The organism is Bradyrhizobium sp. S3.3.6 (genome assembly GCF_040546905.1).
GTDB classification, from domain to species: domain Bacteria; phylum Pseudomonadota; class Alphaproteobacteria; order Rhizobiales; family Xanthobacteraceae; genus Bradyrhizobium; species Bradyrhizobium cytisi.
This window is the reverse complement of sequence record NZ_JBEPOT010000002.1, coordinates 138,951-160,408: the sequence shown is the minus strand read 5'-3', so window position 1 is coordinate 160,408 and position 21,458 is coordinate 138,951. Positions and strand designations below refer to the sequence as shown.

The following is a 21,458-nucleotide window of genomic DNA, read 5'->3' as shown; positions in this document are numbered from 1 at the left end:
GACTTGCATGAATGACGGACGTCGGCTCCGGCGACTTGGCCCTGGGCGCAGGGCTATCGCATGTGGGAGCGATTCCCATGTGGCCATCCTTCGAGACGCCCGCCGTTGGCGGGCCCTCAGGATGAGGACCGAGTGTGCGTCCGTCGTTTTTGACGAGCACCGGTGCCGCTTAGCCTCATCCTGAGGAGACCGCGAAGCGGTCGTCTCGAAGGACGAGGCGCGCAATCGAGCAGTCAGCCTAGGCCGCGTGTGTTTGCGGGCCGGCGCTCTGGGATACGTTGATATCCTTCAAGCACACATCGCTCTGATGGATGGCGAGAATGTTGATGCCGAGACCCATCAGCCGGTAGCCGTTGTCGATGAGCCATTGCTCGAGCTGCCGGAGATCCGTCTTGATCTTTTCGATCAGCAGGATCGGACGGTATGTCCTGATCGTCTCGCGGGCGCCGCTGAGAGCCTCCATCTCCATGCCCTCGATGTCGATCTTGATGAAATCGGCACGCGGCAGATTGAGCTCGTCCAGCGTCATCTTGCGCACGACGACGGTGTTGTCGGTGTAGTCGATCGGCTGACCGATGAATTCGTTGCTCGGGCGCGGCCGCAATTCCAGGCTGCCGAAGCTGGACGGCATGAAATAGTTCGGATTCGGGATTTGCAGCGTGCCGGATTCGGAGGACACGGCCGCATGCACCGCCAGCGCATTGAAGCAGTTATTGATGGCGATGTTGCCGGCCAGCGCATAGTAGATCCGTTCCTGCGCCTCGATCGCGATCACCGAGCCCCAGCCCGTCATCGCCGAGGCCCATTCGATGGTGTGCACGCCGATATTCGCGCCGCAGTCGATCGCGATGACGCCGTCACCGTGGTGCTTGCGCCGCAAGGCCAGCAGCTCGAGCGCGATCTTGACTTCGCCGGGATCGAATGCGGCGGCCTCGAGGATCTGATGCCCCACGCCATAGCCGCGGTCCGGGGCGACCATACGATAGTCGAAGCGATTGACGATCATGGTTCCATGGCTGGACGAGACCATGACAAAGGCCAGCTTTTGCCCCGCGATCGGCATTGCAGAATCTCCTCGAACCCAGAGTAGAGGCCACTATCCCCATGCCGGCTTATGCGAGGCTTGTCCCGATCCCGTAGGATGGCTAGAGCCCTTGTGAAACCCATCATTCCACAACAGCTATTTGATGGGTTTCGCTTGCGCCCATCCGGGCTGCTCGCGGCAAACAGGTCACCGCCGCGAGGATTCTGGATTCCCCCGCCCTATATGGTCGATCCCTACGGCGATCCGGATTGGCGAGCCCTTAGGGCGAAAGCGATACCATCACCTTGGCTCCGCCAAGGTGATGGATATCACAAAGGGGTAAACCCATCCTGGGGATTATCGCTCCGTGGCCGGTATCTCGTACACCGACACCTTGGCGGCGATCCCGGTCAGCTGGCGCTCTTGCGTCGCAAGCTCCTCATTGGAGGACTCGCCGACCGAGACGTCCTTCATTCTGCGCTTGACCTCTTCGCATGTCTTGCGGACGTCTTCGGTGAAGAGCGCACATTCTTCGATGCGCTTGAAGATCTTCCGTCCCTCGTCACGATACCCCGCGGCCGTTTCGCGCATGAAGGCAATCGCATCATGGACCTGGACTGTCAGCGCTTCGCACTTTTGCGCGGCGTCGATCAACTCGGTGCCCATGGCCTCGATCTCTTTCGCCGCGGACTCATAGTCGCGAATGACCGCCTCTGCACTGAGCGCACCGACGCGCGTGACGCCCTCGGTGTGCTCGACGTAATCAGGCAGAGAAATTGAAGCGATCGAACTTCCCGTGCGAACCGATGCAATATCCGCCTCGAGTTGAACCAGGTTCACGCCTTCCCGCCTGCGCAATTGCTCAACACTTGCCATGATTGATCCTCCCAATACGCACCCCGAACCCCAAAGGACATTCAGTGTATTACGGGGATAAGCGGCAGTCCTAACCCGATCTTCTATTGACAGCCTCAGCTTTGCCATTTTGTCCCAGCGGCCAGCGCGGCACGCAGCGATGATGGATGCCATAAGCGCTCAACCTCTCATAATTGCGGCTCGTGAAGATGATAGGTTTCGCATGAGCGCAACCCATCCTGCGGCAAATGAGATCGATCCCATGACGCCAGTGCTTCGTATCGCGGCATTTTCAGACGGCGGCCGAGGCGGCAATCCCGCCGGGGTCTGGATCGGCGACATCTTGCCGGATGCCGCGACGATGCAGGTGATCGCAGCCGAGGTCGGCTTCTCGGAGACCGCCTTTGCCGCGCCCGAGAGTGACGGATGGCGGGTGCGTTATTTTTCGCCGGCGATGGAGGTGCCGTTCTGTGGCCACGCCACCATCGCGCTCGGTGCCGCGCTCGCGCATCGCTTCGGCGATCGCAGTTTCGGGCTGCAGTTGAACGATGCGGTCATTTCCGTTTCGGGGCAGCGCCAGGGCAACACCATTGCGGCCGCGCTGCAGTCGCCGCCGACGCGCAGCGCGCCGCTGGATGCGTCGCTGCGGGATGCGCTGCTGGACCTGCTCGGCTATGCGAGCGGCGATCTCGACCCGAAGCTGCCGCCCGCAAACATTCACGGCGGCGCCGATCATGCCCTGCTGGTTTTGCGATCGCGCGACGCGCTCGCGCGCATGACGTACCAGTTCGAACGGGGCCGCTCCCTGATGGAGCAAGCGGGCTTGGTCACCATCGCGCTGGCGACGGTGGAGACGCCGCGCCTGTTCCATGTCCGCAATGCCTTCGCCGCCGGCGGCGTGGTCGAGGACCCCGCGACGGGCGCTGCCGCCGCCGCGTTCGCGGGTTACTTGCGTGACATCGACTGGCCGCATGGCGGTGCGATCGACATCGTCCAGGGCGAAGACATGGGCGCGCGCTCGCTGATCCGCGCCGAGATCGGCGCGGCCAAGGGCAGCTCGATCCGGGTCTCGGGGACGGCGCGGTTCATGGACGGCTGACGCGTTTTCGGCACCCTGGCATCATGCGCCTGTTTTGCCCGACGGGTCAAACATTATTCTGATTCGCCGAAACTAGAAATTCCGTAGGCATTTCTACTGTGCATGGGGTTGTTTTCGCGATCTTGATTATGGGAGCGAGCGACTTTCCCTTGCATTTGCCTGCCTCGACCCTACGGTGCGCCGCGCACGCAAGCCGGAGACCAGACTTCATGACCGACGCCACCAAATGCCCGAACTGCCAGTCGGAGCATGCCTATCAGGACCGGGATCTCTGGATGTGCCCGGAATGCGGCCATGAATGGAGCGCTGCGGCTGGCGCAGCCGCAGATACGCCCGTGGAGGCGGGCGTGCGCGATGCCCATGGCAACGTGCTCACCGACGGCGACAGCGTCATCGTGATGAAGGATCTCAAGGTCAAGGGATCGTCGTCGGTCGTCAAGGGCGGCACCAAGGTCCGCAACATCCGTCTCCAGGATGCCACCGACGGGCACAACATCGCCTGCAAGATCGACGGCATCGGCGCGATGAATTTGAAGTCGGAGTTCGTGAAGAAGGCGTAGCTGCATCGGGTGGATTGCGTTGCGCTCATCCGTCCTGCGAGCCCAGCAACGCGTCATACCCCTTCGCGCTGAACGCCAGCAGACAAAACCCGTGCCCGAACGGATCGGCCAGCATGGCAATCCGCCCATACGGCGCATCGCGCGCCGGGGCTTCGAGCACGGCGCCGGCGCGCAGCGCGCGCTCGACTGCGGCATCGACATCGTCGACGACGACGTCGACATGCAGCGGCGTCCAGTGCCGGTCGTAGCGACGGCGGTCGCTGCCGGCGCCTAACGACCCGGCCGGCTTGGTCAGCAGGTACACCGGCGCCGGCCAGCCCACGAGCTCGACGAAGTCGCTGCCGAAGCGGCGGCCGACGGTGAGCCCAAACGCGACGGTGTAGAAAGTCGTGGCGGCTTCGATGTCGGGGACGTCGATGTTGAGCAGGACGGTCATGGCTTCATCAGCTCCCTGATCGCGCGGGTCGGCCTCAACTACCACTTCGGCAGTTCCTCGTCGCGAGATCCCTGGGCCACGGATCGCAGCACTGGCGTCGCCCTGCTCGCGGCGCCGTTCTCTGCCGCGGGATTTGGTGCTATGCTCTCGTGGAACGGCCGTTGGTCTCGCATCAGGAGGTTCGCACATCGGCCGACGTAGGAGCGCATGATGAGGCACCGACTTCCGCTGGTCTTTGCACCTATGATGCTGCTGGGCGCGGTCAGCGCCGCCAACGCCGACGGCCTCTGCGGCCCCGGTTGCCACCCGACCGTGACCGGCGCCTGCGTGGTCGACGGCTGGGGCACCGGCGCGCGGGTCTGGAACGAATGCCCGGCCACCACGCGTCCACGCCCGCCCTGCGGCGGATCGGACTACGTCTGGAGCTCGAGCAAGCGCGCCTGCTTCCCGAGAGTGAAGGACTGGATCTAAAGCGTGCTGCCGAGGGGGCGGCCCGCCGGCGAAGAGCGGTTAGCCGCGGCGCGCCCTACCTCTGCCTTTGCGGCAGTACGTCGGCGGACGTTACGGCTCAACCCACGTCCCTGCAAGGCAGGCGCGCGGGAGAACGCGGATTGAAGTCCGCTCAGAAGAAGCCGGGGCTGAGATCGAGCCCATAGCTCAGGCTCAGCACGAACACGAACAACGCGGCGGCTGCGAACATTGCGAGATGCCGGACGATGAATTCGCGCGGCGAATTGGCGACAACAACGGCTTTTTGCGCAACAGGCATGACAGTCTCCATTATGAAAACGATTCTTGGCCGCCAATATGCGGCGCCCGCATCAAGCGCCGCGATCTGCAAAACAACTATTAAAGAGATCACACTCGTTTTGAACGCCGGTACACAAGTCGCGCGTTGCGAGGAGTTTTTCTGCCGAAGCATTCTCAGTCAGCGCATCAACACGCGACATGAGATGGAACACACTCACGGTGTGATCGATCAATTCGTCGCGATGACATGACGGCCGCGGATAAAAAAATGGCCGGGACAAGCCCGGCCATGACGTCGTGACGGCTTTGGTCTCAGCGGGCGGAGCCCGTGGTCACGGTCGCGGTCTTCAGCTTGCGCGGCGTCAGCACGGCGGCCTGGAGCGCCGTCACGCTGGTGGCGGGCGCCGTCACCTGCTGCTCGACATGGGCAGCGCCGAGCACGCGAACCTGCACGGGCGAGGCCGGAATGCCGTTGGCCTCATAGGCCGGCAGCTCGGCGGCGAAGGCGGCAGTCGTGCCCGCAAGGGTGAGGACAGCGGCCGCGATCGACAAAGTCTTCTTGTTCATGGTGATGCTCCAAAGAGAAAGTTCGGAGCACATGTAAGTCCGATTTGCTGCATTGCGACATGCATTGCTGCAATGCAATATCGCGCGCCGTGCATAACGGTATGTTTAACGCGCCGCACGCCCTTTCGTACTGCTCGCAAAGAGGAGGCGACAACGCCCTATTTCAAAGCGGTCGCCAATGATTGCAGCTTTGCGACAAGATTGGTGCCGAGCGCATAAATGACTTCAATAATCGCGAGCGCAATGCCCGCTGCGATCAGGCCATATTCGATCGCTGTGGCACCGGATTCATCGGACGCGAACTCAACCAACAAGCATTTCAATTTCACAAGCATATCCTTCCCAGATCTACCGGACGTTGCCGGCACGGCACGCGAGCAATGCACCTCCACAATCCAAGATTGAGTGAATTTGGATAGTTCAATTTTATGAGCATCCGAAGGCGATTTTCCCTGGCTTTTCCCGTCCACGGACGCCGGCCCCTGCGGGAACCAAAGTTGCATTCAGGCAACACCTGGCGCGAAAAGCCCTTTCCAGGGGATTTACGCCATTGCACCGCCACATCGTCCTCCGAACAATTGACGCGCCGCGTGCTTGGCTGTGCAATCTGGTTCGCTTACGAACCTTGGAGGCAGGGATCATGAATGATCGGCGGTCTCTTCTTGTGGCGGTCTCGTGCCCCTCGGCCGTGATGGTCGGCTGGCTGGCGCTCTCCCTCTCCGCCTATGCCCCTGCTTTGATCGAGAACAGCGGCGCCAATGCAGCCGCCGTCTCCCGCGCCAAAGATTTCACCCACCTTGAGCTTGCCGATATCCCGCGCGCGGCGACGATCGACGATGGCATCGCCCTGACCGCCGACATCGCCGCCGCCGCGGCTGCGACACCAAGCGCAGCACTGGTCGAAGCACCACCGCCCGGGGCACCCGCCCCCGCTGTCCAGCTCGCCTCGGCCGATCCAACTGACATGGTCGCGGCGGTCTCACCCGCACCCCAGATCGCACCTGAACCGGCTCCGGTCGCAAGCGAGGCTGCCGCCGTCACCAACGAAGCTGCTCCCGTCGCAAGCGAAGCTGCACCCGCACCCGAGCCGACCGTCAAGCTCGCGTCCGCCGATCCCGGCGACGTCGTGCCGTCGGAGGCTCTGTCACCCGCGGCGATCGCGAGCGGGCCCGTGGCCGAGAGCAAGGCGTCGCCGCCCGCCGACACCGTGGCCGTGCTCGATGAATGCTTCGTCATGGATGCCTGTATCGACCGCTATCTCTGGGCGCTCTATCAGCGCACGCCGAAGGAAGATTCCATCAAGGTCGAGGACCGCCGCGCCGTCACCGTCAAGCGCAAGGGCAAGATGGTCACGGTGATGCGGAGCTTCACCAAACTCGTCGACGAGGATTTTGCCTGGAAGGATCCGAAGGCGGCCGACCACGCCAAGATGACGCTGATGGATTACGTCATCGGCGGCATGGACAAGAGCTTCAAGCAGAAGCTGTTTCGCATGCTGCTCACGGCAGAAGCTGCCGGTCTGTCGCCGGGAATCACCAGCGCGTTCCGTGACGACTATCGCCAGGAGATTGCGAGCGGCCTGAAGGCAGCCTCCAACCGCTCCTATCACGGCGGCAGCCTTCGCGGCGGCTACGGCCACGGCATGGCGGCCGACATCGTCAGCACCAAGGGCGACAACCGCGCGCAGCGCTGGGTCTCGACCGAGGCGTTATGGAAGTGGGTGGATGCCAATGGCAAGGCGCTCGGCATCGGCCGGCCCTATCTCGACCGCGATCCGCCGCATGTTGGCCCGATCGACGGTCAGGAATATATCTCGAAGCGCGGCGTTGCGACCGACCGCAAGGAAGCTGCCAACACCAAGCCGAAGAAGGCGCGCGCGGTGGCCAGCGCCAGGCGGCCGAAGGCGCAAGCGGTGCGCGAGCAGAAGAGCCCCGCAAAACCGCTGAAATCGGCACAATCTGCAGCGAAGCGCGCGACCTGATCTGAGCTTTACGTGCCTGAGGCCGGCAACGGCACGAGACGCATCTCGGCCGATCCTGCGGCTTGCGTGCGAACGAGCACGGCAAAGATGGTCTCGACCGCAAGCCGCACCGCCGCCTCGATTGCCGTGCCTTTGGCAAGGTGCGCCGCGATCAGGCCGGTGAGGAGATCGCCGGTGCCATAGGGGCGGATCGGCAGGCGCGGCGTCGCAAAGCGCGACAATTGCCCGTCAGCACACAGGATCGTCTCCACCTGCCCCGCCGGCGTGTCGACGAGGGTGCAGCCGGTGGCGACGGCGTCGATCCGGCGTTGCGCCGCAATCGCAGCCGCTGCAGCACGCAGGTCGTCCGTGTCTGCGATCTTGACGCCGGAGAGCAGCTCGAGCTCGAACTGGTTCGGCGTGATCAGATGTGCCGCAGGCAACAAGCGATGCCGCACCACATCCAAAATGCCGTCGGCGACATAGACGCGGCCGTCGTCGCCGATGACGGGATCGCAGAGATAGACGAGCTTCGAATTGCGCGACAGCGCGCGCTCGACAAAATCGGCGATGACGACGGCGTTGTCGGGCGAGCCGAGATAGCCGGTGACGAGCACGGCCGCCTCGTCGACAAGGTCCCGCTCCTCGACACCTCGCAGCAGATCGGCGACCAGCTCAGCGTCGAGCACCCGCCCACGCAAGGTCGGATAGCGCGGATGGTTGGACAGCAGCGTCGTCGGCACCGCAGCGACGTTGACGCCCTCCGCCTGCATGGCGTGGACTGCCGCGCTGTTACCGACATGGCCGTGGACCACCTGGCTTTGAATCGAGATGATGAGCATGCAGAGGTCCGTAGGGTCAAAAGCTGGATGTGGCAAGCATAGCCCGGATCACGGAGCGTCGTACCCGAGCCCTGGCCGCAGCGCCTGCATCTTCCGCGCCAGCCTCCGGTGCCCGGTCTCCTCCGACCGCCCGCTAACCCATGATCCCCAGTAGTCCGAAACGATATTGGGCTGCAAACGCAGATGTCAGGAATAACTTCCGCGTCGCGCAAGCTCATCGAGGTAGGCGCAGAACATGTCAGCCAGCCCGTCGGCATGGCGCGCGATCTCCGCCTCGCTGTGCGGCGTCTCCGAGAACCGCTTGCCGACCTCGGCCAGCGTCGTCTTGATCAGCTCTCCGGCGAGCTCGCGCGTCGCCTCCGAGGCCTTTGGCAGCACCTCGCTCATGAAGGCTGCGACAATGCCCTCGCCGGCCGCGCGCGCCTCCCGCGCCTCCGGCGCATCGCGATAGAGCGGTGCGGCATCGCTGAGCGCGCCGCGGATCGCGGCCTCCTCGCATTCGGAGCGTATGAAGGCGTGGACCAGCGCGCGCAGGCGCATCGGAGGCGACGTCGCACGGTCCGCGAGAATGCCGCGGAGGAGCTCGCTCGTGCTTCGCCACTCGTCGCTCTGCAGGCGGAACAGGATCGCCGCCTTGTTCGGAAAATACTGATAGAGTGAGCCGACGCTGACCCCGGCCCGCTCCGCCACCCGCGCGGTGGTAAAACGCTGCGCCCCCTCCTTCGCCAGGACCTGAACAGCGGCATCCAGAATGGCCGCCACCAGCTCGTTGGAGCGGACCTGTTGCGGCAATTTTCGTGAGGAAACTGAACGGCTTCGACGATCGGCCATAGTGCGCTCGGGGGAATGCGAATAGGAAATGCGACGAATTAGTCGTATTTCATTTCGCACGCAAGCCCACGCTTTGCCGCGAACTCTGGAGACACGAAATGACCATCCCAACCATCACCTCGCTTGCGCCGTTGCTGGATCGCCTGTTCGACCAGGACGAAGCAGCACGCGGCGCAACGCGAGCCGCCTTCGCCGACGTGACCGACGCCGACCGCACACGGATGATGCAGAGCAAGACCGATTACCGCGACCTCTACGCACGCCTGAAGGACGCCCCGCTCGCGGTCTCACGCGAGACCGGTCACCTGCTCTACATGCTGGCGCGCAGCTCACGTGCCAGAACGATCGTCGAGTTCGGCACCTCCTTCGGCATCTCGACGCTGTACCTTGCGGCAGGCTTGCGAGACAATGGCGGCGGCCGTCTCATCACCAGCGAGTTCGAGCCATCCAAGGCGGCGCGGGCGCGCGAAAACCTCTCGGCCGGCGGGCTGATCGATCTCGTCGAAATCCGTGAAGGCGATGCGCTGAAGACGCTGAGCAGGGACCTGCCCGATCAGATCGATCTCGTGCTGCTCGACGGCGCCAAAGCGCTCTACCCGGATATCCTCGATCTGATCGAAGACCGTCTGAAGCCGGGCGCGATCATCGTCGCCGACAACGCCGACTTCAGCCCCGACTATCTCGCGCGCGTCCGTAAGCCCGGAAACGGCTACATGTCCACGCCCTTCGCCGAGGACGTCGAACTCACCGTACGGATCAGCTAGGGCCGCATCGAACGCTTCACGACGGCTCGGAGCTGCCGCGCGATCCCTCGCGCGGCGGCTATGTGTGATCGGCCCCCTGAGGTGGTCAGACCCGCTGTCGCAGCCTCGTCACTCACACGTGATATTTGCTCCCGACAAAAGCCATGTTGCGCGTGCTAAACATACCTACCGCGCGGTATCTTTCGCGCGCCACGACCGAGACCGCCATGACGCCCGCTTTCACCTCCTATGCCGCACTTGCCCTCGCCATCATGCTCGAGGTGACGGCGTCCGCCTTCCTGCAGCAGTCCGCGCAGTTCACCCGGCCCTGGCCGACGCTGGCAATGGTGTTGTTCTATGTCGCCTCGTTCTACGCGCTTTCCGTCGCGATCCGGGTCATCCCCTTGAGCATCGCCTATGCGATCTGGGGCGGGGTCGGCATCATCCTGACCGCCACCGTCTCCTTCGTGCTGTTCCGCCAGATGCTGGACGCCGCCGCTTTCGTCGGTATCGCCCTGATCGTTTCCGGGGTCGTGGTCATCAACCTGTTCTCGCAGACGACGGCGCATTGATGCCGGCGAGTGCCTATACCCGCGCCAAGCAGCCCGAGCAGGTGCGGCGCGCCCTGCTCGACCACGCCGCGGCGATCGCCATGGACCACGGCGTCTCCGGCGTCACCGTGCAAGCGGTGGCAGCGGCGGCCGGCGTCACCAAGGGCGGGCTGTTTCATCATTTCGGGAGCAAGCAGGCGCTGATCGAGGGCCTGTTCGCCGATCTGCTCGCCCGCGTCGATGCCGAGATCGACGCGGCCATCGAGGCGGATCCCAAGCCGCTCGGCAGCTTTACGCGCGCTTATGTGAATGCGGTGTTCACCGGCAAGGCGTTCGGCTTCGCCACGCCTTGGGCGGCGCTGAGCATGGTGGTCGTCACCGATCCGTCGCTGCGCAAGCTCTGGAACGACTGGATGAAAGCGCGCCTGAAACGCCACCGTGCAACCGATGCGGCGCCAGAGTTCCAGATCGTGCGTCTGGCCGCCGACGGCGCCTGGCTGTCTTTCGTCACGACGGGACAGACCCGCATGAACGCAGATTGGCGCGCCGTGCACGACCGCCTGATCGCGCAAACTTATCGGCGCGGGTAGCCGGCGACGACTACTGGCTCTGCACCGGCTTGGGCGGACGCGGCTTGGATCGGCCTGACTTTGCGCCAGATTTCGCCGAAGCACTTGCGGGCGGCGTATCGACCGACACCAGATAGGCCGCGAGCGCCTTGGCGCTATCGGAGCTGGCCGAATAATGGTCCTGCAGGAACCAGGACAGCGTCAGGGTGTAGCGCCCTTTCGCAAGCCCCCGCGGGCTGCGATGGCAGGCCGTGCAACCGTCGGCGAAGAGCTTTTCGGGCGATTTGCCGGCGTCGAGATTTTGCGCGGACGCAAGCGGTGTCGTCAGCACGATCGCGGCTGCGGCCATGGTCCCAAGAATCACCAGAGGCGCGACGAATGCGCGCCCCGGTCGAATTTGCGATCTCAATGTCGTCCCCTAGCCCGCGCCTCGCGATCACGCCGCCAGCAACTGATCGAACTCCGGCGGTGCGTACGCTTTGCCGTCCTGATCGGTGATGACGACCCGCCACCCTTCGCTCGCCCAAACCTTTGCCTTCGCCACGATGAGCAACCGGCTCTCGCGCGCAAAACTGTACTTCTCATTGTCGCGTTCTGCGATCATTTTATAGGCCAATGCTTGTCCCCTTGCGTTGCCCTGCACCCGTTCTCCCTCGTGGCAGCGGGCTTTGGCGGCAATTCGCCGGGAGCGTGGCAATTTGGTGCTCTCCGCGGCAGCATTGTGCGCCGGCACCGGTTCCGCCGAGCGACGGATGTCAACCATGCGCAGCGTCATGAGCGCGATTCTGCTTGCCGGGAGCTTGTTCGCCGCCATGCCCGCAACCGCGCAGACCTGAATCCGCGACGGCCGAGTGCCGTGCTAACCCTTATGCGGTGCAGAGCCGCCAGCCTGGCGCCGGCCCATCGCCGCCGCGACGGAACCGATAATGCCGAGCCGATCCGCTCAGTGGACGCGGATGATGTGTGGACGGCCGAGATCAATCAGACCCTGCACAGCTGACAGACGATCGTCCAGGGCAGCAATGGTGAGCAATAAGTTATTGCGGCGCTCATCGAGCAGCCCCATTTCGGCGCCGGAGAGCTTTGTGCTCGTCCGCTCCTTGTGGATGCCGTCGAGAGATTTGCGCAAGCCGGCAATCAGGCCGGCCAGTTGCTTGGCCTCTTTGGTCATCGACCGCTTCGCGACATTTTGGCGGCGCGTCTCCGCCTGACTTTGTCTCATCTTCATCCTCCCGTGCCCCGCTGCCCCGAGTGGATGCTTACAGCTTTGGATACACATATTACGATCGATGAAATCTGCCCGCGAAGAACTTTCTTAAATTGTACGCGCACGGAACCGGGTTAACCCAAGCAAAAGCCCGGCGCGAAGGCCGGGCTTTCATTGCTCAATGCTCGTGCTTCTGCGGGCCGCTGGGCGCGCCGCCGCCGTGCGGAGCCGCATTGACGTGCGGAGCGCCGCCGCCTCCACCGGGATGCGGCATCGCAGGCGCGGCCGCACGCGGCGCCGGCATCTGCGCATGAGCGTTCATCGGCGCAGCGTGGCTGACATTCGGCTGAGCCATATGCGGCGTCACGGGCCGGGCCGCCGGCGCAGCCGACATGCGCGGCGCTTCATGTGCACGCGCCACAGGCTGCGCGTGGACTGCGGCGCGACTTGCCGCCTGTTCGTGCATCATACGCGCCTGCGCATCACGGGGATTGCGACCCTGCACCGCGGTCCGCTCGTTGACGAAACGCTGGCTCCGTTCGGCACGATTGCGATCGACGCCAACCGCAGCGTCGCGCTTTGCGATGGCCGCATCATGCCGCGCCGTCGCGGCATCACGGCCGGAGACTGCGACATTACCCTTAACGTTGTCGCTGGCATGCGCGTCGCGGCCTAGCGCGACCGCAGCGTCACGCGTCGCCGCGCGTCCGATGCGAGCGGCGCGCGGATCGATCGTCATCCGCGTCGCAAAGCGCTCATGCGAGGTCCAGTAGTTGTTCCAGTAGGCGTGACGGCGATACCAGGGGCGCCCCTCGTAGTAGCTCGACCAGTACGAGCTCAGCACGAAGGGGACGACGGGCACGCCGACCTCATCGGCATAGTCGGGAAGATAGACGTAGTGATTGCGGTAGAGGTATTCGAGATATTGCGACGACACCCAGCCGCGATCGTCGGAAAAGCTCACGTCGCACCAGGCATTGCCACGCAGGCAACCATGGATGTTGACGCGGGCGCCCTCGGGGACGCGGTCGACCAGCGGAAAGCCCGCCCCCGGGCCGGCGCGCAGGCCGGTCGAGACGGTGACGATGCCCGGCGCGGCCAATGCGGCCGTCGGCGCGAGCAGCAATGCGGCAACTAAAGCGGTTTTCAATCTCATGGCAAAGTCCTCCTCTGAGAGGCGGAACGCACGAACGGAACGAAGCGTTCCGCGCGCAAAGGTCGTATCAGCCAAAAGATTGAGAGGCGCGCCGCGCGCGCAGTTCAATATTCATCCGCCATTCATCGGCGGAGCACGCTTCAGTTCACCTGCAACATGAAGGCGTCGAAATACGCGGCGAGCGCCGCAAAATCATCGAGCGGCAGCACCTGTGCAACGTATTGATCGGGACGCACCACGACCATGCAGCCGGCCTTCCGATCGATGCCGCGCATCTCGAAAACGTCGTGACCACTCTTGAGGTCCGGACAAAACATCTTTTCGTAGTCGAGCAAGCCGTAGCGCCCTTTGCGCGGCAGCAGCAGCGTTGGCATCGCCTCGATCGCGAGCGCGCGATGGTCCTGCTGAAACACCGTACGCAGATCGATCACGGCGTCGATGTCGGCACCGGCTGGCGTGTATCGCCTGAGCGGCGATTCCCTGGCCTCGGCGAGGAAATTGCACAGCGCGCGAATGGCGGAGCCGGCAGCGGCGGGGTCTTCGGCGCCGGAGAACGCGTAGATGCGGAAACGGCCATCGGCGTGCGCCGCGTGGCCGAGATGAACAGGCTTCGCATCCCCGAGCCGGATCACTGGCGCCGAATGGAAGCGCGTGCCGATGACGAGGCCTTGCGCGAGATGCTGATGGGAGGCCGCGCCGGTGAGGATCGACGGCGTGTAATGCGTCGCCGTGCCCGCGGTGTAGCGGCCGTGCCTGACGAAATAATCCTGCGTCTTGGCGGCATCGGCGCCGCCTGCCTTGGCCGCGGAAGCGAGAATGCCCGCCCATTCGCGATCGAATTCGATCAGCTCCTTGGCCACCGCCTGCCGCTCGGCCGAATAGGAATGCAGCAGGCTCGGTGCACTCTGCTTGCGAAGGACGGAGGCGAGCTTCCAGCCCAGATTGAAGGCGTCCTGCATCGAGACGTTCATGCCCTGCCCCGCCTTCGGGCTGTGGGTGTGACAGGCATCGCCGGCGATGAAGATGCGCGGCAAACGCGTGTTGATCTCGGTTTCCGGCACGTCGTCGAACTTGTCGGTCAGGCGCTGGCCGATCTCGTAGACCGACCACCAGGCGATCTCCTTCACCTCGAGCGTATGCGGCTTCAGGATCCGCTGTGCTTTCGCAATCACGTCGTCGGCCGTGATGTCACGGTTGGCGACGCGCTCGCCGACGTCGAGCTTTGCCAGCTCGACATAGAGGCGGACCAAGTAGCCGCCTTCGCGCGGAATAATGAGAAGGCTGCCGTCCTTCGCCGACTGGATCAGGACCTTGAAGCGGATATCAGGGAAATCGGTCACCGCCAGCACGTCCATCACGCCCCAGGCCTGGTTGGCGGAATCGCCATGCAGCTCGCGGCCGATCGACTTGCGCACCGTGCTGCGCGCGCCGTCGCAACCGACGACGTAGCGCGCCCTGATGGTTTCGACCTTGCCCTCGTTGGCAGCATCGACGCATTCGAGGCCCACCGTCACGGCATGGTCGGAGGGCCCCGCGGCGGCATCGACCTCGAGGTCAAGCAGACGCCTGCCGTAATAGGGCTCGAGCTTGGCCGGTGACTTTCGCATGACGTCGAGAAAGCCGTCATGGATGCGCGCCTGGTTAAGAATGACATGCGGGAATTCCGACAGCCCGTCCTCGACGTCCTGCACCCGGCCACTGCGGACGATCTTCTCCGGTGCGGCCTCGTCCGGTTTCCAGAACGTCGTCTCGTTGACCCAATAGGCCTCCTTCAGCACGCGCTCGCTGAAACCGTAGGCGTGGAACATCTCCATGGTGCGGCAGGCGACGCCGTCGGCCTGGCCGACCAAGAGCGGGCCCGGCTTCTGCTCGACGATGCAGGTCTTGATATCAGGGAATTGCGCGAGCTGGGCCGCGAGCGTCAGGCCCGCGGGGCCACAGCCGACGATGAGGACGTCAACCTCGTCGGGCACGGCGCCGATAGCGCCCGAGGCCTGAACGCGCTCGGCGGGATCGGCAATCTCGGGATCGCCCGGCTGGAATCCATTGAGATGGAATTGCATGAGCACCTCTCCCGTTGACGTCTTGTGATATTGATCAGTATGCTGACTATCAGTATACTTGTCAATGATAGCCGCCATCCCTGCTCGCGGAGAATTCGGTGAAAGACAACAACGATATGCCCGGCCATCTGGCGCGGCGGTTCCAGCAGATCGCGGTCGCCGTGTTTCTGGCCGAGGTCGGCGAAGCCGGGTTCGATCTCACCCCGGTGCAGTACGCGGCCCTTGCGACCATCAAGGCCAATCCGGGGCTCGACCAGGTCACGCTCGCAGGATTGATCGCCTATGACCGGACCACCATCACCGGCGTGGTCGATCGCCTCGTGCAGAAGGGCCTCACTGAGCGTCGCGCCAGTAGCCGCGACCGCCGCGCCCGCGAGCTCGAGATCACCGACGAGGGCCGCCGAACGCTGCGCAAGATCACGCCCGCGGTCGAATCCGCGCAGCAGAAAATGCTGCGCGGTCTCAGCGCGAAGGAAGGTGGGGATTTGATGCGGCTCTTGCGCAAGGCCATCGCCGCCGGCAACGAGCTCAGCCGCGCGCCCCTGCGCGAGGCCTAAAGCGCGTCCGAGCGAAGCGGGTACCGGTTCGCGTCAAGAAAACGCGATAGACAAAAAGCCATAACCCCGTAGTTTTGCCCGCATCTGTCACAGTGCCGCGAAACCTGGAACTAACCTTCAGTTGCTACCGTCGTCTCCAATTCTGCGCTTAACGCGCGATTAACTTTGCCGGTTTGGAGCTTCGGATGTTCAGGTTCGTCATTGCCGCCGCGGTCATCGCGCTGTCTACCGGTCATGCGTTCGCGAATGGGCATGGCGGCGGCGAAGCCCCTGCTGCGCCGAAGGCCGAGGCGGTGCCCGTCCCCGCGCGCTACGTTCTGACCAAGCAGGGCCCCAAGCTCGTCGATCTCAAGGGCATGACGCTCTACTTCTATGAGCGTGACACCAGCGGCAAGACGTCGAGCTGTGACGGCAAATGCGCTGAGGCCTGGATTCCGCTTGCTGCGCCCGCGAATGCCCAAGCGACCGGCGATTTCACGCCGATTACCCGCAACGACGGCAGCAAGATGTGGGCCTTCCGCTACCGTCCCCTCTACATGTCAGTGGCCGACAAGGCGCCGGGCGAAGCCAATGGCATAGCCACAACGTTGCAATGGCGCGTCGCTCGGCCAGAGGATTAGGGCCGGAACGGCGCGCGTCCGTCGCCGCCCGCGGCGGAAGCGACAGGTCAGATCGGCCGCCTCACCCGCGCCAGCTCGGCCCTGCCTCGACCCGCGCGTTCTGCCCGGGTGGCAGCACCACGACGGTCGCGTTGAGCTTCACCCGGTCGAACAGATCGATCACGTCCTCGTTGCGCATCCGGATGCAGCCCGAGGAGATCGCCTGCCCGATATATTCCGGCTGGTTGGTGCCGTGAATGCGGTAGAGCGTGTCCTTGTTGCCGACATAGAGATAGATGCCCCGCGCGCCCAGCGGATTGGCGGGACCACCGGCCACGCGCGCCGGGTACGGCCCCAACCGCGCCTGGATCTCTGCCGTCGGCACCCAGTCCGGCCATTCCGCCAGACGACCCACGCGCGCGACGCCCGAGAAAGCCATCGCCTCTTCGCCGACCGCGACGCCGTAGCGGATCGCCTTGCCGTCGGGCAGCACGTAGTAGAGGTAGCGCGCATCGGTATCGACCAGGATCGTGCCCGGCTGCTCTTTGCGCGGATAATCGACGATGTGGCGGAGATATTGCTCGGGCACATTCGCCTGGGCGTAAGGTGTGTGCGCCAGCAACTGGCGGTCGCGCACCGTCATGCTCGCATCCGTCGATGGCGAGAGCGTCGTCTGCATGCAGCCGCCGAGCGGCAGCAAGGCAAGCACGAACAAAGCGAGTAGAGATTTTGGCACCGCCGGCCCCCGATAGCGGATAGCAGCGCCCCCAGCCCCCGTAGATGCTGCCCAAATCGTGCTGAAAACATGGCAGCACGGAACACGTGGCCGTGTTCGGCTGCCCGGGTTCCGTCACCACAAACGGCGGAAGACCGTCGCGATGTCTCCATCGCCTCGCCTTGCTTTGGTCAAACCCGGCTGGACTCGTGCCACATCGGGCCAACCTGATTAGATTTGGGGTGAGCTCATGCAACAGATCGGCTCGCGCCAATGCGGACGACCAATCTTCAGAGGAGCTGCGATGCTCGCGACGTTGAACAGCCGGCAGATTGTCGATGAGATCGTGAAGGACACGGTCAGCAACAACGATCCGCACGACGCCGTCCAGATTTCACCCGAAATGGTGCGGGGTTCGCGCGTGAGCAGCGAGGCGGCCACGCTTGCACCCGCGTTCACGGCCCGTCCTGAGCCGAAGTTCGTGCCGGAACCCAAGATTAGTCCGAAGATTCATCCGGAGCCGAAATTCATTCCCGTCTCGAAGCCGCAAGCGGCAGCGCCCTCGGTCGACACCGCCGTGCGCGTGACGGCCAGCGATGGTCGCAGCCGGCCGAAGCGATCGACTGCTGGTAAGTGGTTGCGCGGCGCGTTCGTCACGTTCCTGTTTGCAGGTGGCAGCGCCGCTGCCACGATCGCCTGGGAGAAGCACGGCGATACCGCGACGCAGATGCTCGCCGAATGGACACCGGCTCTGGCGTCGCTGCTGCCTTCGACGTCGCAGACAGCGCCGGTTGCAGCCGCGCAGGCAGTCCCGCCCGTCGCACAGGATCAGGCCGCCGACCAGACTGCGGCGGCGCCCGCAGCGCCAGTTGTCACGCCTGCTGCCACGCCCGCCGCGACACAAGCCGATGCCACGCAAACAGTGGAGTCGCAAACAGTGGAGTCGATGACGCGCGACATCGCCGCAATGGCGCAGCAGATCGAGCAGCTCAAGGCGAACATCGCCGAGTTGAAGGCCGGCCAGGAGCAGATGGTGCGCGAGATGGCGAAGTCATCAGCGCCAAAGCCGGTCGCCGAAGCGAAACCGCCGCTCGATCCACGCGCGCGCGTGTCTGCGCTGCCACCGCGCGCTCCGGGGTCGATGCCGCCGCCTGTCCGCAAGCCGAAGCCGGTCGTGTCGCATACCTACATGCCGGCTTATTCGCCGCCGCTCGCACCTCCGCCGTCGCAAGCTGCCGCCGTCCCGCCGCCGGTGGCACCACCGGTCGCGACGACGCAAGCCGTTGCCGATGATGACGGACCTGTCGTGCGTCCACCGATGCCGGTGCACTAGGCCTGCATCGAACGACAACGCAAGCTGTCAGACTCGATGTGACGATGTGAATCCGTGCAACTACGGTGATACGCAGCTCGGCGCGATGAGAAAAGGCCGTCGGGATTTATGCCGCCGGCCTTCTCTTGCAGCTGCCGGTTCCCGGAGCCCGGTTCTGCTGCAATTCGATGCCTTATGATCAGGCCGACATATTTAATAAAATCTTAAAGCACTCGGATGTTGCACATCATTTCTGCGCCATAAGCACAGAGATTGCGCGCTCCGTTCATCGGATAGATATCGACTCAGTGGTATGATCGCTCTCGTTTTGAAGACTTCCGTTGAAGGCTTCGTCTGAGGATTTGGGTCGTCACACCGGGGAAATTCGGATGCCGTACTACTCCTTCGATCTCGTGGTTGGTGAAGAGTTCAAGAACCAGGGCGGAATCATCCTCGAGGACATCGAGGTCGCCTCCGATCGCGCCGTTCAATTGGCTAGCGAGCTGTCGCAGGTGAAGCCTGAGCTGCAGCGCAAGGGTTGCGCGGTGCGCGTCACCGATCGCGATCACAACGAGGTCTATCGCACGCCGCTCGATCCCGTGCCGGCCTGGCGTCGCTAGCCCGGCCGTAGCGTTTTTGAGCGAAGTGAACGTGCCGGTTCGCGTAAAGAAAACGCGTCGAAAAAGAGTGTCCAGCACCGGCGCTTCGAACCAGTTCGTCAGCGGCAATCCGCCGGCGACTATTGCGCTGCGGCGCGCCGGACGCTAGCCTCCCAAAAAAACGCGGAGGACCCTAGGATGCGCACCCCTTTCCTGATAGCAGGCCTGTTGCTGATCGCGGCTCCAGCCCAAGCGGCTGACGAGCATCCGCGCTCGACCTACGTGACACTGGTCCTGCAGGCCTTTGCCGCCAAGGTCCAGTGTCCGGGCACGGACGTCGTCTATCAGGATCTGGTGCAGAAGGCGCAGCAGATGCAGCTGCCCGACGGCACCACTGAGCAGGTGCGCAAGGCGATCGCCTTCATGCATACCGGCGGCAAGATGGGCGAGAAGCAGGCCGACGACGTCATGGCCGAGGTCGCGGTGGCGACGCAAGCGACCGATCTCGACCAGCGCCGGCTGGGCATGAGCAATTGGTGCGAAAAGCAGAAGACGAGCCTTGCCGGCCTGATCCGCAGCAAGGGCGGCTAGGCACTCCCTCGCCGTTAAGCACGCCGCGACGGAACCGCCGTCGCGGCCAATAATCGTCACAATCCTCGCCAGCATGCGGCGTCTTCGAACAGGAGACCCCCATGCGAACTGCCCATCTCGTTTTGGCCGGAGCTCTAGCGATCAGCACCGTGCTGACCGCCCCGGCCGTCGCGAAGAATTCCGATGCCCAGAAGGGTGAGGACAAGGCGATCTCATCGTCATCATCCTGCAGCGCCTATCAGCAGGCGGCGGACGGCTCTTGGGAGCAGCTCCCCTGCAAGGAGACCGGCGAGCGCGCGCAGCCGCAGACGCAGCATAAGCCGATGACGCAAGGCGCCGACCAGGGCGAACACTAGGCTCCCGAGCGGGAACCGGCAGGCCTTAACCTGCTTGATCGCGGATCAGCTGTGGGCAGGACCGCGCATGATCTTCATGGCGTCCGCGATATGACGCCATTCCTTGGCCTCGTCGGCCTCGCCGCGGCCCTCGCAAGCCTGCGCCTGCTCCGCGGCCTTCGCGATCGCAGCAAAGCCATGCCGTTCCAGCATCTGCCGCGCGACGGTGTGGACCTGGACCTCGGACATCATGAGCGCTCTCCCGTTTGACGTAGCCCCGGTGCATCGCTCCCGCGCGCCCCCCGGAGTGCTGACAACGACCGAGCCGCGTGTCGCGTTCCGCTCACGCGGCCCGCAAAACCAAAAACAAAGGCGGTCCGCCATGCCCGGCGGACCGCCTTCTCACCCACCCCAGATCACCCACTCAGTTTCAGTCGCGTCCCCTACGCGACCGCCACGCGCTTGCGCTCGAAATCGTTGGGCACTTCGATATCGACCTCGAGGGTCGAGACCTCGTCGCCGCGTTCGAGCCGCACGATCACCTTGGTCGGATCCAGCGTGACGTGCCTGGAGACGACGGCGAGAATTTCCTCGCGCAGCACACCGAGCAGATCGGGCTGGCCGCGCTGGCCGCGTTCATGGGCAAGCAGGATCTGCAACCGTTCGCGAGCGACGGGTGCGGACGCCTTGTTGCCACGGAGAAGCCGGAGCAGACCCATGCTCATGCAGCCCTCCGTCGCAGCAGACGATCCATAAAGCCTTTGCGCTCGGTCGGCACCTGCATCGGCACAGTGTCGCCGCACAGCCGCCGCGCCGCGTCGATATAGGCCCGCGCAGGCGCGCCTTCGGCGTTCGATAGCGTCACCGGCGTGCCGACATTGGAGGCCTTCAGCACGTCCTGGCTCTCCGGAATGATGCCGAGCAAGGGCGTTGCGAGGATTTCCAGAATGTCGTCGATGGTCAGCATCTCACCGCGCGCGGCGCGCGAGGGATCGTAGCGGGTGATGAGAATGTGCTTCTCGACCCGCTCGCCCTTCTCGGCCCGCACCGTCTTGGAATCGAGCATGCCGATGATGCGGTCGGAATCGCGCACCGAGGAGACTTCCGGATTGGTGACGATCACGGCTTCGTCTGCAAAGCGCATCGCCATCGAGGCGCCGCGCTCGATGCCGGCCGGGCTGTCGCAGATCACCCAGTCGAAGCGGCTGCGCAGGTCGTCGATGACCTTGCCGACGCCTTCCTCGGTCAGCGCGTCCTTGTCGCGGGTTTGCGAGGCCGGCAGCAGCCAGAGGTTCTCAAGCCGCTTGTCCTTGATCAGCGCCTGCGGGAGTTTCGCCACACCCTGCACCACGTTGATGAGGTCGAACACCACGCGGCGCTCGGCGCCCATCACGAGGTCGAGGTTGCGCAAGCCGACGTCGAAATCGACGACGACGACCTTGTCGCCGCGTTGCGCCAGTGCGGCGCCCAGCGCGGCGGTCGTCGTGGTCTTGCCGACCCCGCCCTTGCCTGATGTCACGACCAGTACCTTACTCAT

31 protein-coding genes and 1 pseudogene are annotated in these 21,458 nt (G+C 64.1%); 14 read left to right on the top strand and 18 right to left on the bottom strand.

What is annotated here, in order from left to right; all coding sequences use genetic code 11:
- Positions 1-238: 238 nt before the first annotated feature.
- Positions 239-1,063, bottom strand: coding sequence for an FkbM family methyltransferase (locus ABID59_RS05400; protein WP_354082682.1), 825 nt, complete (start codon positions 1,061-1,063; stop codon positions 239-241).
- Positions 1,064-1,381: 318 nt separating this feature from the next.
- Positions 1,382-2,053: a hypothetical protein gene (locus ABID59_RS05395; RefSeq protein ID WP_354082680.1), complete on the bottom strand. Its 672-nt coding sequence runs from the start codon at positions 2,051-2,053 to the stop codon at positions 1,382-1,384.
- 88 nt (positions 2,054-2,141) lie between these two features.
- Between ABID59_RS05395 and ABID59_RS05390 the strand changes: the two genes are divergently transcribed.
- Together ABID59_RS05390 and ABID59_RS05385 are read left to right on the top strand one after the other, a co-directional pair.
- Positions 2,142-2,978 carry a PhzF family phenazine biosynthesis protein gene (locus ABID59_RS05390; protein WP_354083107.1) on the top strand — a complete coding sequence of 279 codons (837 nt, stop codon included), beginning with the start codon at positions 2,142-2,144 and terminating at the stop codon, positions 2,976-2,978.
- 209 nt (positions 2,979-3,187) lie between these two features.
- A complete protein-coding gene (locus tag ABID59_RS05385) occupies positions 3,188-3,538 on the top strand; it encodes a zinc ribbon domain-containing protein YjdM (RefSeq protein ID WP_354082679.1) in 351 nt (116 codons plus the stop codon).
- A 25-nt stretch (positions 3,539-3,563) separates the two neighbouring features.
- On the opposite strand, the gene ABID59_RS05380 is transcribed toward ABID59_RS05385, so the two are convergent.
- Positions 3,564-3,974, bottom strand: coding sequence for a VOC family protein (locus ABID59_RS05380; protein WP_148755956.1), 411 nt, complete (start codon positions 3,972-3,974; stop codon positions 3,564-3,566).
- A gap of 210 nt (positions 3,975-4,184) precedes the next feature.
- On the opposite strand from ABID59_RS05380, the gene ABID59_RS05375 reads away from it, so the two are divergent.
- Positions 4,185-4,445: a hypothetical protein gene (locus tag ABID59_RS05375; RefSeq protein WP_148755955.1), complete on the top strand. Its 261-nt coding sequence runs from the start codon at positions 4,185-4,187 to the stop codon at positions 4,443-4,445.
- Between the two features lie 151 nt (positions 4,446-4,596).
- On the opposite strand, the gene ABID59_RS05370 is transcribed toward ABID59_RS05375, so the two are convergent.
- Complete coding sequence (locus ABID59_RS05370) at positions 4,597-4,743, bottom strand: hypothetical protein (RefSeq protein ID WP_354082678.1); 147 nt, start codon at positions 4,741-4,743, stop codon at positions 4,597-4,599.
- On the opposite strand from ABID59_RS05370, the gene ABID59_RS05365 reads away from it, so the two are divergent.
- On the top strand, positions 4,742-4,975 hold the full coding sequence (locus tag ABID59_RS05365; protein ID WP_354082677.1) for a hypothetical protein: 234 nt from the start codon (positions 4,742-4,744) through the stop codon (positions 4,973-4,975). The two genes, ABID59_RS05370 and ABID59_RS05365, sit on opposite strands and share 2 nt — an antisense overlap.
- Positions 4,976-5,036: 61 nt before the next feature.
- On the opposite strand, the gene ABID59_RS05360 is transcribed toward ABID59_RS05365, so the two are convergent.
- Positions 5,037-5,291, bottom strand: a complete 255-nt coding sequence (locus tag ABID59_RS05360) for a hypothetical protein (protein ID WP_148755954.1) — start codon at positions 5,289-5,291, stop codon at positions 5,037-5,039.
- Between the two features lie 158 nt (positions 5,292-5,449).
- Positions 5,450-5,614, bottom strand: a complete 165-nt coding sequence (locus ABID59_RS05355; RefSeq protein ID WP_187435426.1) for a Flp family type IVb pilin — start codon at positions 5,612-5,614, stop codon at positions 5,450-5,452.
- 317 nt (positions 5,615-5,931) lie between these two features.
- Here ABID59_RS05355 and ABID59_RS05350 point away from each other — a divergent pair, with 317 nt between their 5' ends.
- Entirely contained in the window at positions 5,932-7,272 is a 1,341-nt protein-coding gene (locus ABID59_RS05350) for a M15 family metallopeptidase domain-containing protein (protein WP_354082676.1), read from the top strand.
- A gap of 8 nt (positions 7,273-7,280) precedes the next feature.
- On the opposite strand, the gene pdxY is transcribed toward ABID59_RS05350, so the two are convergent.
- From pdxY to ABID59_RS05335, 3 genes and pseudogenes are all read right to left on the bottom strand, one after another.
- The gene (gene pdxY / locus ABID59_RS05345; protein ID WP_354082675.1) at positions 7,281-8,093 is read right to left on the bottom strand and encodes a pyridoxal kinase; all 813 of its coding nucleotides are present in this window, start codon (positions 8,091-8,093) and stop codon (positions 7,281-7,283) included.
- Positions 8,094-8,141: 48 nt separating this feature from the next.
- Positions 8,142-8,222, bottom strand: a pseudogene (locus ABID59_RS05340) (FMN-binding negative transcriptional regulator); the annotation flags it as partial.
- 57 nt (positions 8,223-8,279) lie between these two features.
- Positions 8,280-8,924 carry a TetR/AcrR family transcriptional regulator gene (locus tag ABID59_RS05335; protein WP_354082674.1) on the bottom strand — a complete coding sequence of 215 codons (645 nt, stop codon included), beginning with the start codon at positions 8,922-8,924 and terminating at the stop codon, positions 8,280-8,282.
- A gap of 98 nt (positions 8,925-9,022) precedes the next feature.
- Between ABID59_RS05335 and ABID59_RS05330 the strand changes: the two genes are divergently transcribed.
- The 3 genes from ABID59_RS05330 (at position 9,023) to ABID59_RS05320 (ending at position 10,808) form a co-directional block, all read left to right on the top strand.
- Complete coding sequence (locus ABID59_RS05330) at positions 9,023-9,688, top strand: O-methyltransferase (RefSeq protein WP_354082673.1); 666 nt, start codon at positions 9,023-9,025, stop codon at positions 9,686-9,688.
- Between the two features lie 206 nt (positions 9,689-9,894).
- A complete protein-coding gene (locus ABID59_RS05325) occupies positions 9,895-10,239 on the top strand; it encodes a DMT family transporter (RefSeq protein WP_354082672.1) in 345 nt (114 codons plus the stop codon).
- Complete coding sequence (locus ABID59_RS05320) at positions 10,239-10,808, top strand: TetR/AcrR family transcriptional regulator (RefSeq protein WP_354082671.1); 570 nt, start codon at positions 10,239-10,241, stop codon at positions 10,806-10,808. Before ABID59_RS05325 ends, ABID59_RS05320 begins: the two co-directional genes overlap by 1 nt.
- A 10-nt stretch (positions 10,809-10,818) precedes the next feature.
- Here the strand turns inward: ABID59_RS05320 and ABID59_RS05315 are convergent, their stop codons facing one another.
- From ABID59_RS05315 to ABID59_RS05295, 5 genes are all read right to left on the bottom strand, one after another.
- Positions 10,819-11,136 (bottom strand): hypothetical protein, encoded by a 318-nt coding sequence (locus ABID59_RS05315; protein ID WP_354033427.1) that lies wholly within the window; start codon positions 11,134-11,136, stop codon positions 10,819-10,821.
- An 87-nt stretch (positions 11,137-11,223) separates the two neighbouring features.
- Entirely contained in the window at positions 11,224-11,601 is a 378-nt protein-coding gene (locus tag ABID59_RS05310) for a hypothetical protein (protein ID WP_354082670.1), read from the bottom strand.
- Between the two features lie 129 nt (positions 11,602-11,730).
- Entirely contained in the window at positions 11,731-12,009 is a 279-nt protein-coding gene (locus ABID59_RS05305; protein WP_187435425.1) for a hypothetical protein, read from the bottom strand.
- Between the two features lie 163 nt (positions 12,010-12,172).
- The gene (locus tag ABID59_RS05300; protein WP_354082669.1) at positions 12,173-13,150 is read right to left on the bottom strand and encodes an SH3 domain-containing protein; all 978 of its coding nucleotides are present in this window, start codon (positions 13,148-13,150) and stop codon (positions 12,173-12,175) included.
- Positions 13,151-13,290: 140 nt separating this feature from the next.
- The gene (locus ABID59_RS05295; protein WP_354082668.1) at positions 13,291-15,213 is read right to left on the bottom strand and encodes an FAD-binding monooxygenase; all 1,923 of its coding nucleotides are present in this window, start codon (positions 15,211-15,213) and stop codon (positions 13,291-13,293) included.
- 98 nt (positions 15,214-15,311) lie between these two features.
- On the opposite strand from ABID59_RS05295, the gene ABID59_RS05290 reads away from it, so the two are divergent.
- Together ABID59_RS05290 and ABID59_RS05285 are read left to right on the top strand one after the other, a co-directional pair.
- Positions 15,312-15,770, top strand: a complete 459-nt coding sequence (locus ABID59_RS05290) for a MarR family winged helix-turn-helix transcriptional regulator (protein WP_148755945.1) — start codon at positions 15,312-15,314, stop codon at positions 15,768-15,770.
- 185 nt (positions 15,771-15,955) lie between these two features.
- Positions 15,956-16,390, top strand: coding sequence for a COG4315 family predicted lipoprotein (locus ABID59_RS05285; RefSeq protein WP_354082667.1), 435 nt, complete (start codon positions 15,956-15,958; stop codon positions 16,388-16,390).
- A gap of 61 nt (positions 16,391-16,451) precedes the next feature.
- Here the strand turns inward: ABID59_RS05285 and ABID59_RS05280 are convergent, their stop codons facing one another.
- Positions 16,452-17,048 carry a L,D-transpeptidase gene (locus ABID59_RS05280; protein ID WP_502916780.1) on the bottom strand — a complete coding sequence of 199 codons (597 nt, stop codon included), beginning with the start codon at positions 17,046-17,048 and terminating at the stop codon, positions 16,452-16,454.
- A 340-nt stretch (positions 17,049-17,388) separates the two neighbouring features.
- On the opposite strand from ABID59_RS05280, the gene ABID59_RS05275 reads away from it, so the two are divergent.
- The 4 genes from ABID59_RS05275 (at position 17,389) to ABID59_RS05260 (ending at position 19,942) form a co-directional block, all read left to right on the top strand.
- Positions 17,389-18,417 carry a hypothetical protein gene (locus tag ABID59_RS05275; RefSeq protein WP_354082665.1) on the top strand — a complete coding sequence of 343 codons (1,029 nt, stop codon included), beginning with the start codon at positions 17,389-17,391 and terminating at the stop codon, positions 18,415-18,417.
- Between the two features lie 368 nt (positions 18,418-18,785).
- On the top strand, positions 18,786-19,016 hold the full coding sequence (locus tag ABID59_RS05270; protein WP_280706853.1) for a DUF6894 family protein: 231 nt from the start codon (positions 18,786-18,788) through the stop codon (positions 19,014-19,016).
- 177 nt (positions 19,017-19,193) lie between these two features.
- Entirely contained in the window at positions 19,194-19,586 is a 393-nt protein-coding gene (locus ABID59_RS05265) for a hypothetical protein (RefSeq protein ID WP_148755940.1), read from the top strand.
- 101 nt (positions 19,587-19,687) lie between these two features.
- Positions 19,688-19,942, top strand: coding sequence for a hypothetical protein (locus tag ABID59_RS05260; RefSeq protein WP_354082664.1), 255 nt, complete (start codon positions 19,688-19,690; stop codon positions 19,940-19,942).
- A gap of 45 nt (positions 19,943-19,987) precedes the next feature.
- On the opposite strand, the gene ABID59_RS05255 is transcribed toward ABID59_RS05260, so the two are convergent.
- The 3 genes from ABID59_RS05255 to minD all read right to left on the bottom strand — a co-directional run bounded on the left by ABID59_RS05255 (position 19,988) and on the right by minD (position 21,458).
- Positions 19,988-20,173 (bottom strand): hypothetical protein, encoded by a 186-nt coding sequence (locus ABID59_RS05255; protein WP_234682669.1) that lies wholly within the window; start codon positions 20,171-20,173, stop codon positions 19,988-19,990.
- Positions 20,174-20,364: 191 nt separating this feature from the next.
- Positions 20,365-20,646: a cell division topological specificity factor MinE gene (gene minE / locus ABID59_RS05250; RefSeq protein ID WP_148755937.1), complete on the bottom strand. Its 282-nt coding sequence runs from the start codon at positions 20,644-20,646 to the stop codon at positions 20,365-20,367.
- Positions 20,643-21,458, bottom strand: coding sequence for a septum site-determining protein MinD (gene minD, locus ABID59_RS05245; RefSeq protein ID WP_148755936.1), 816 nt, complete (start codon positions 21,456-21,458; stop codon positions 20,643-20,645). The genes minE and minD overlap by 4 nt, the downstream gene beginning before the upstream one ends.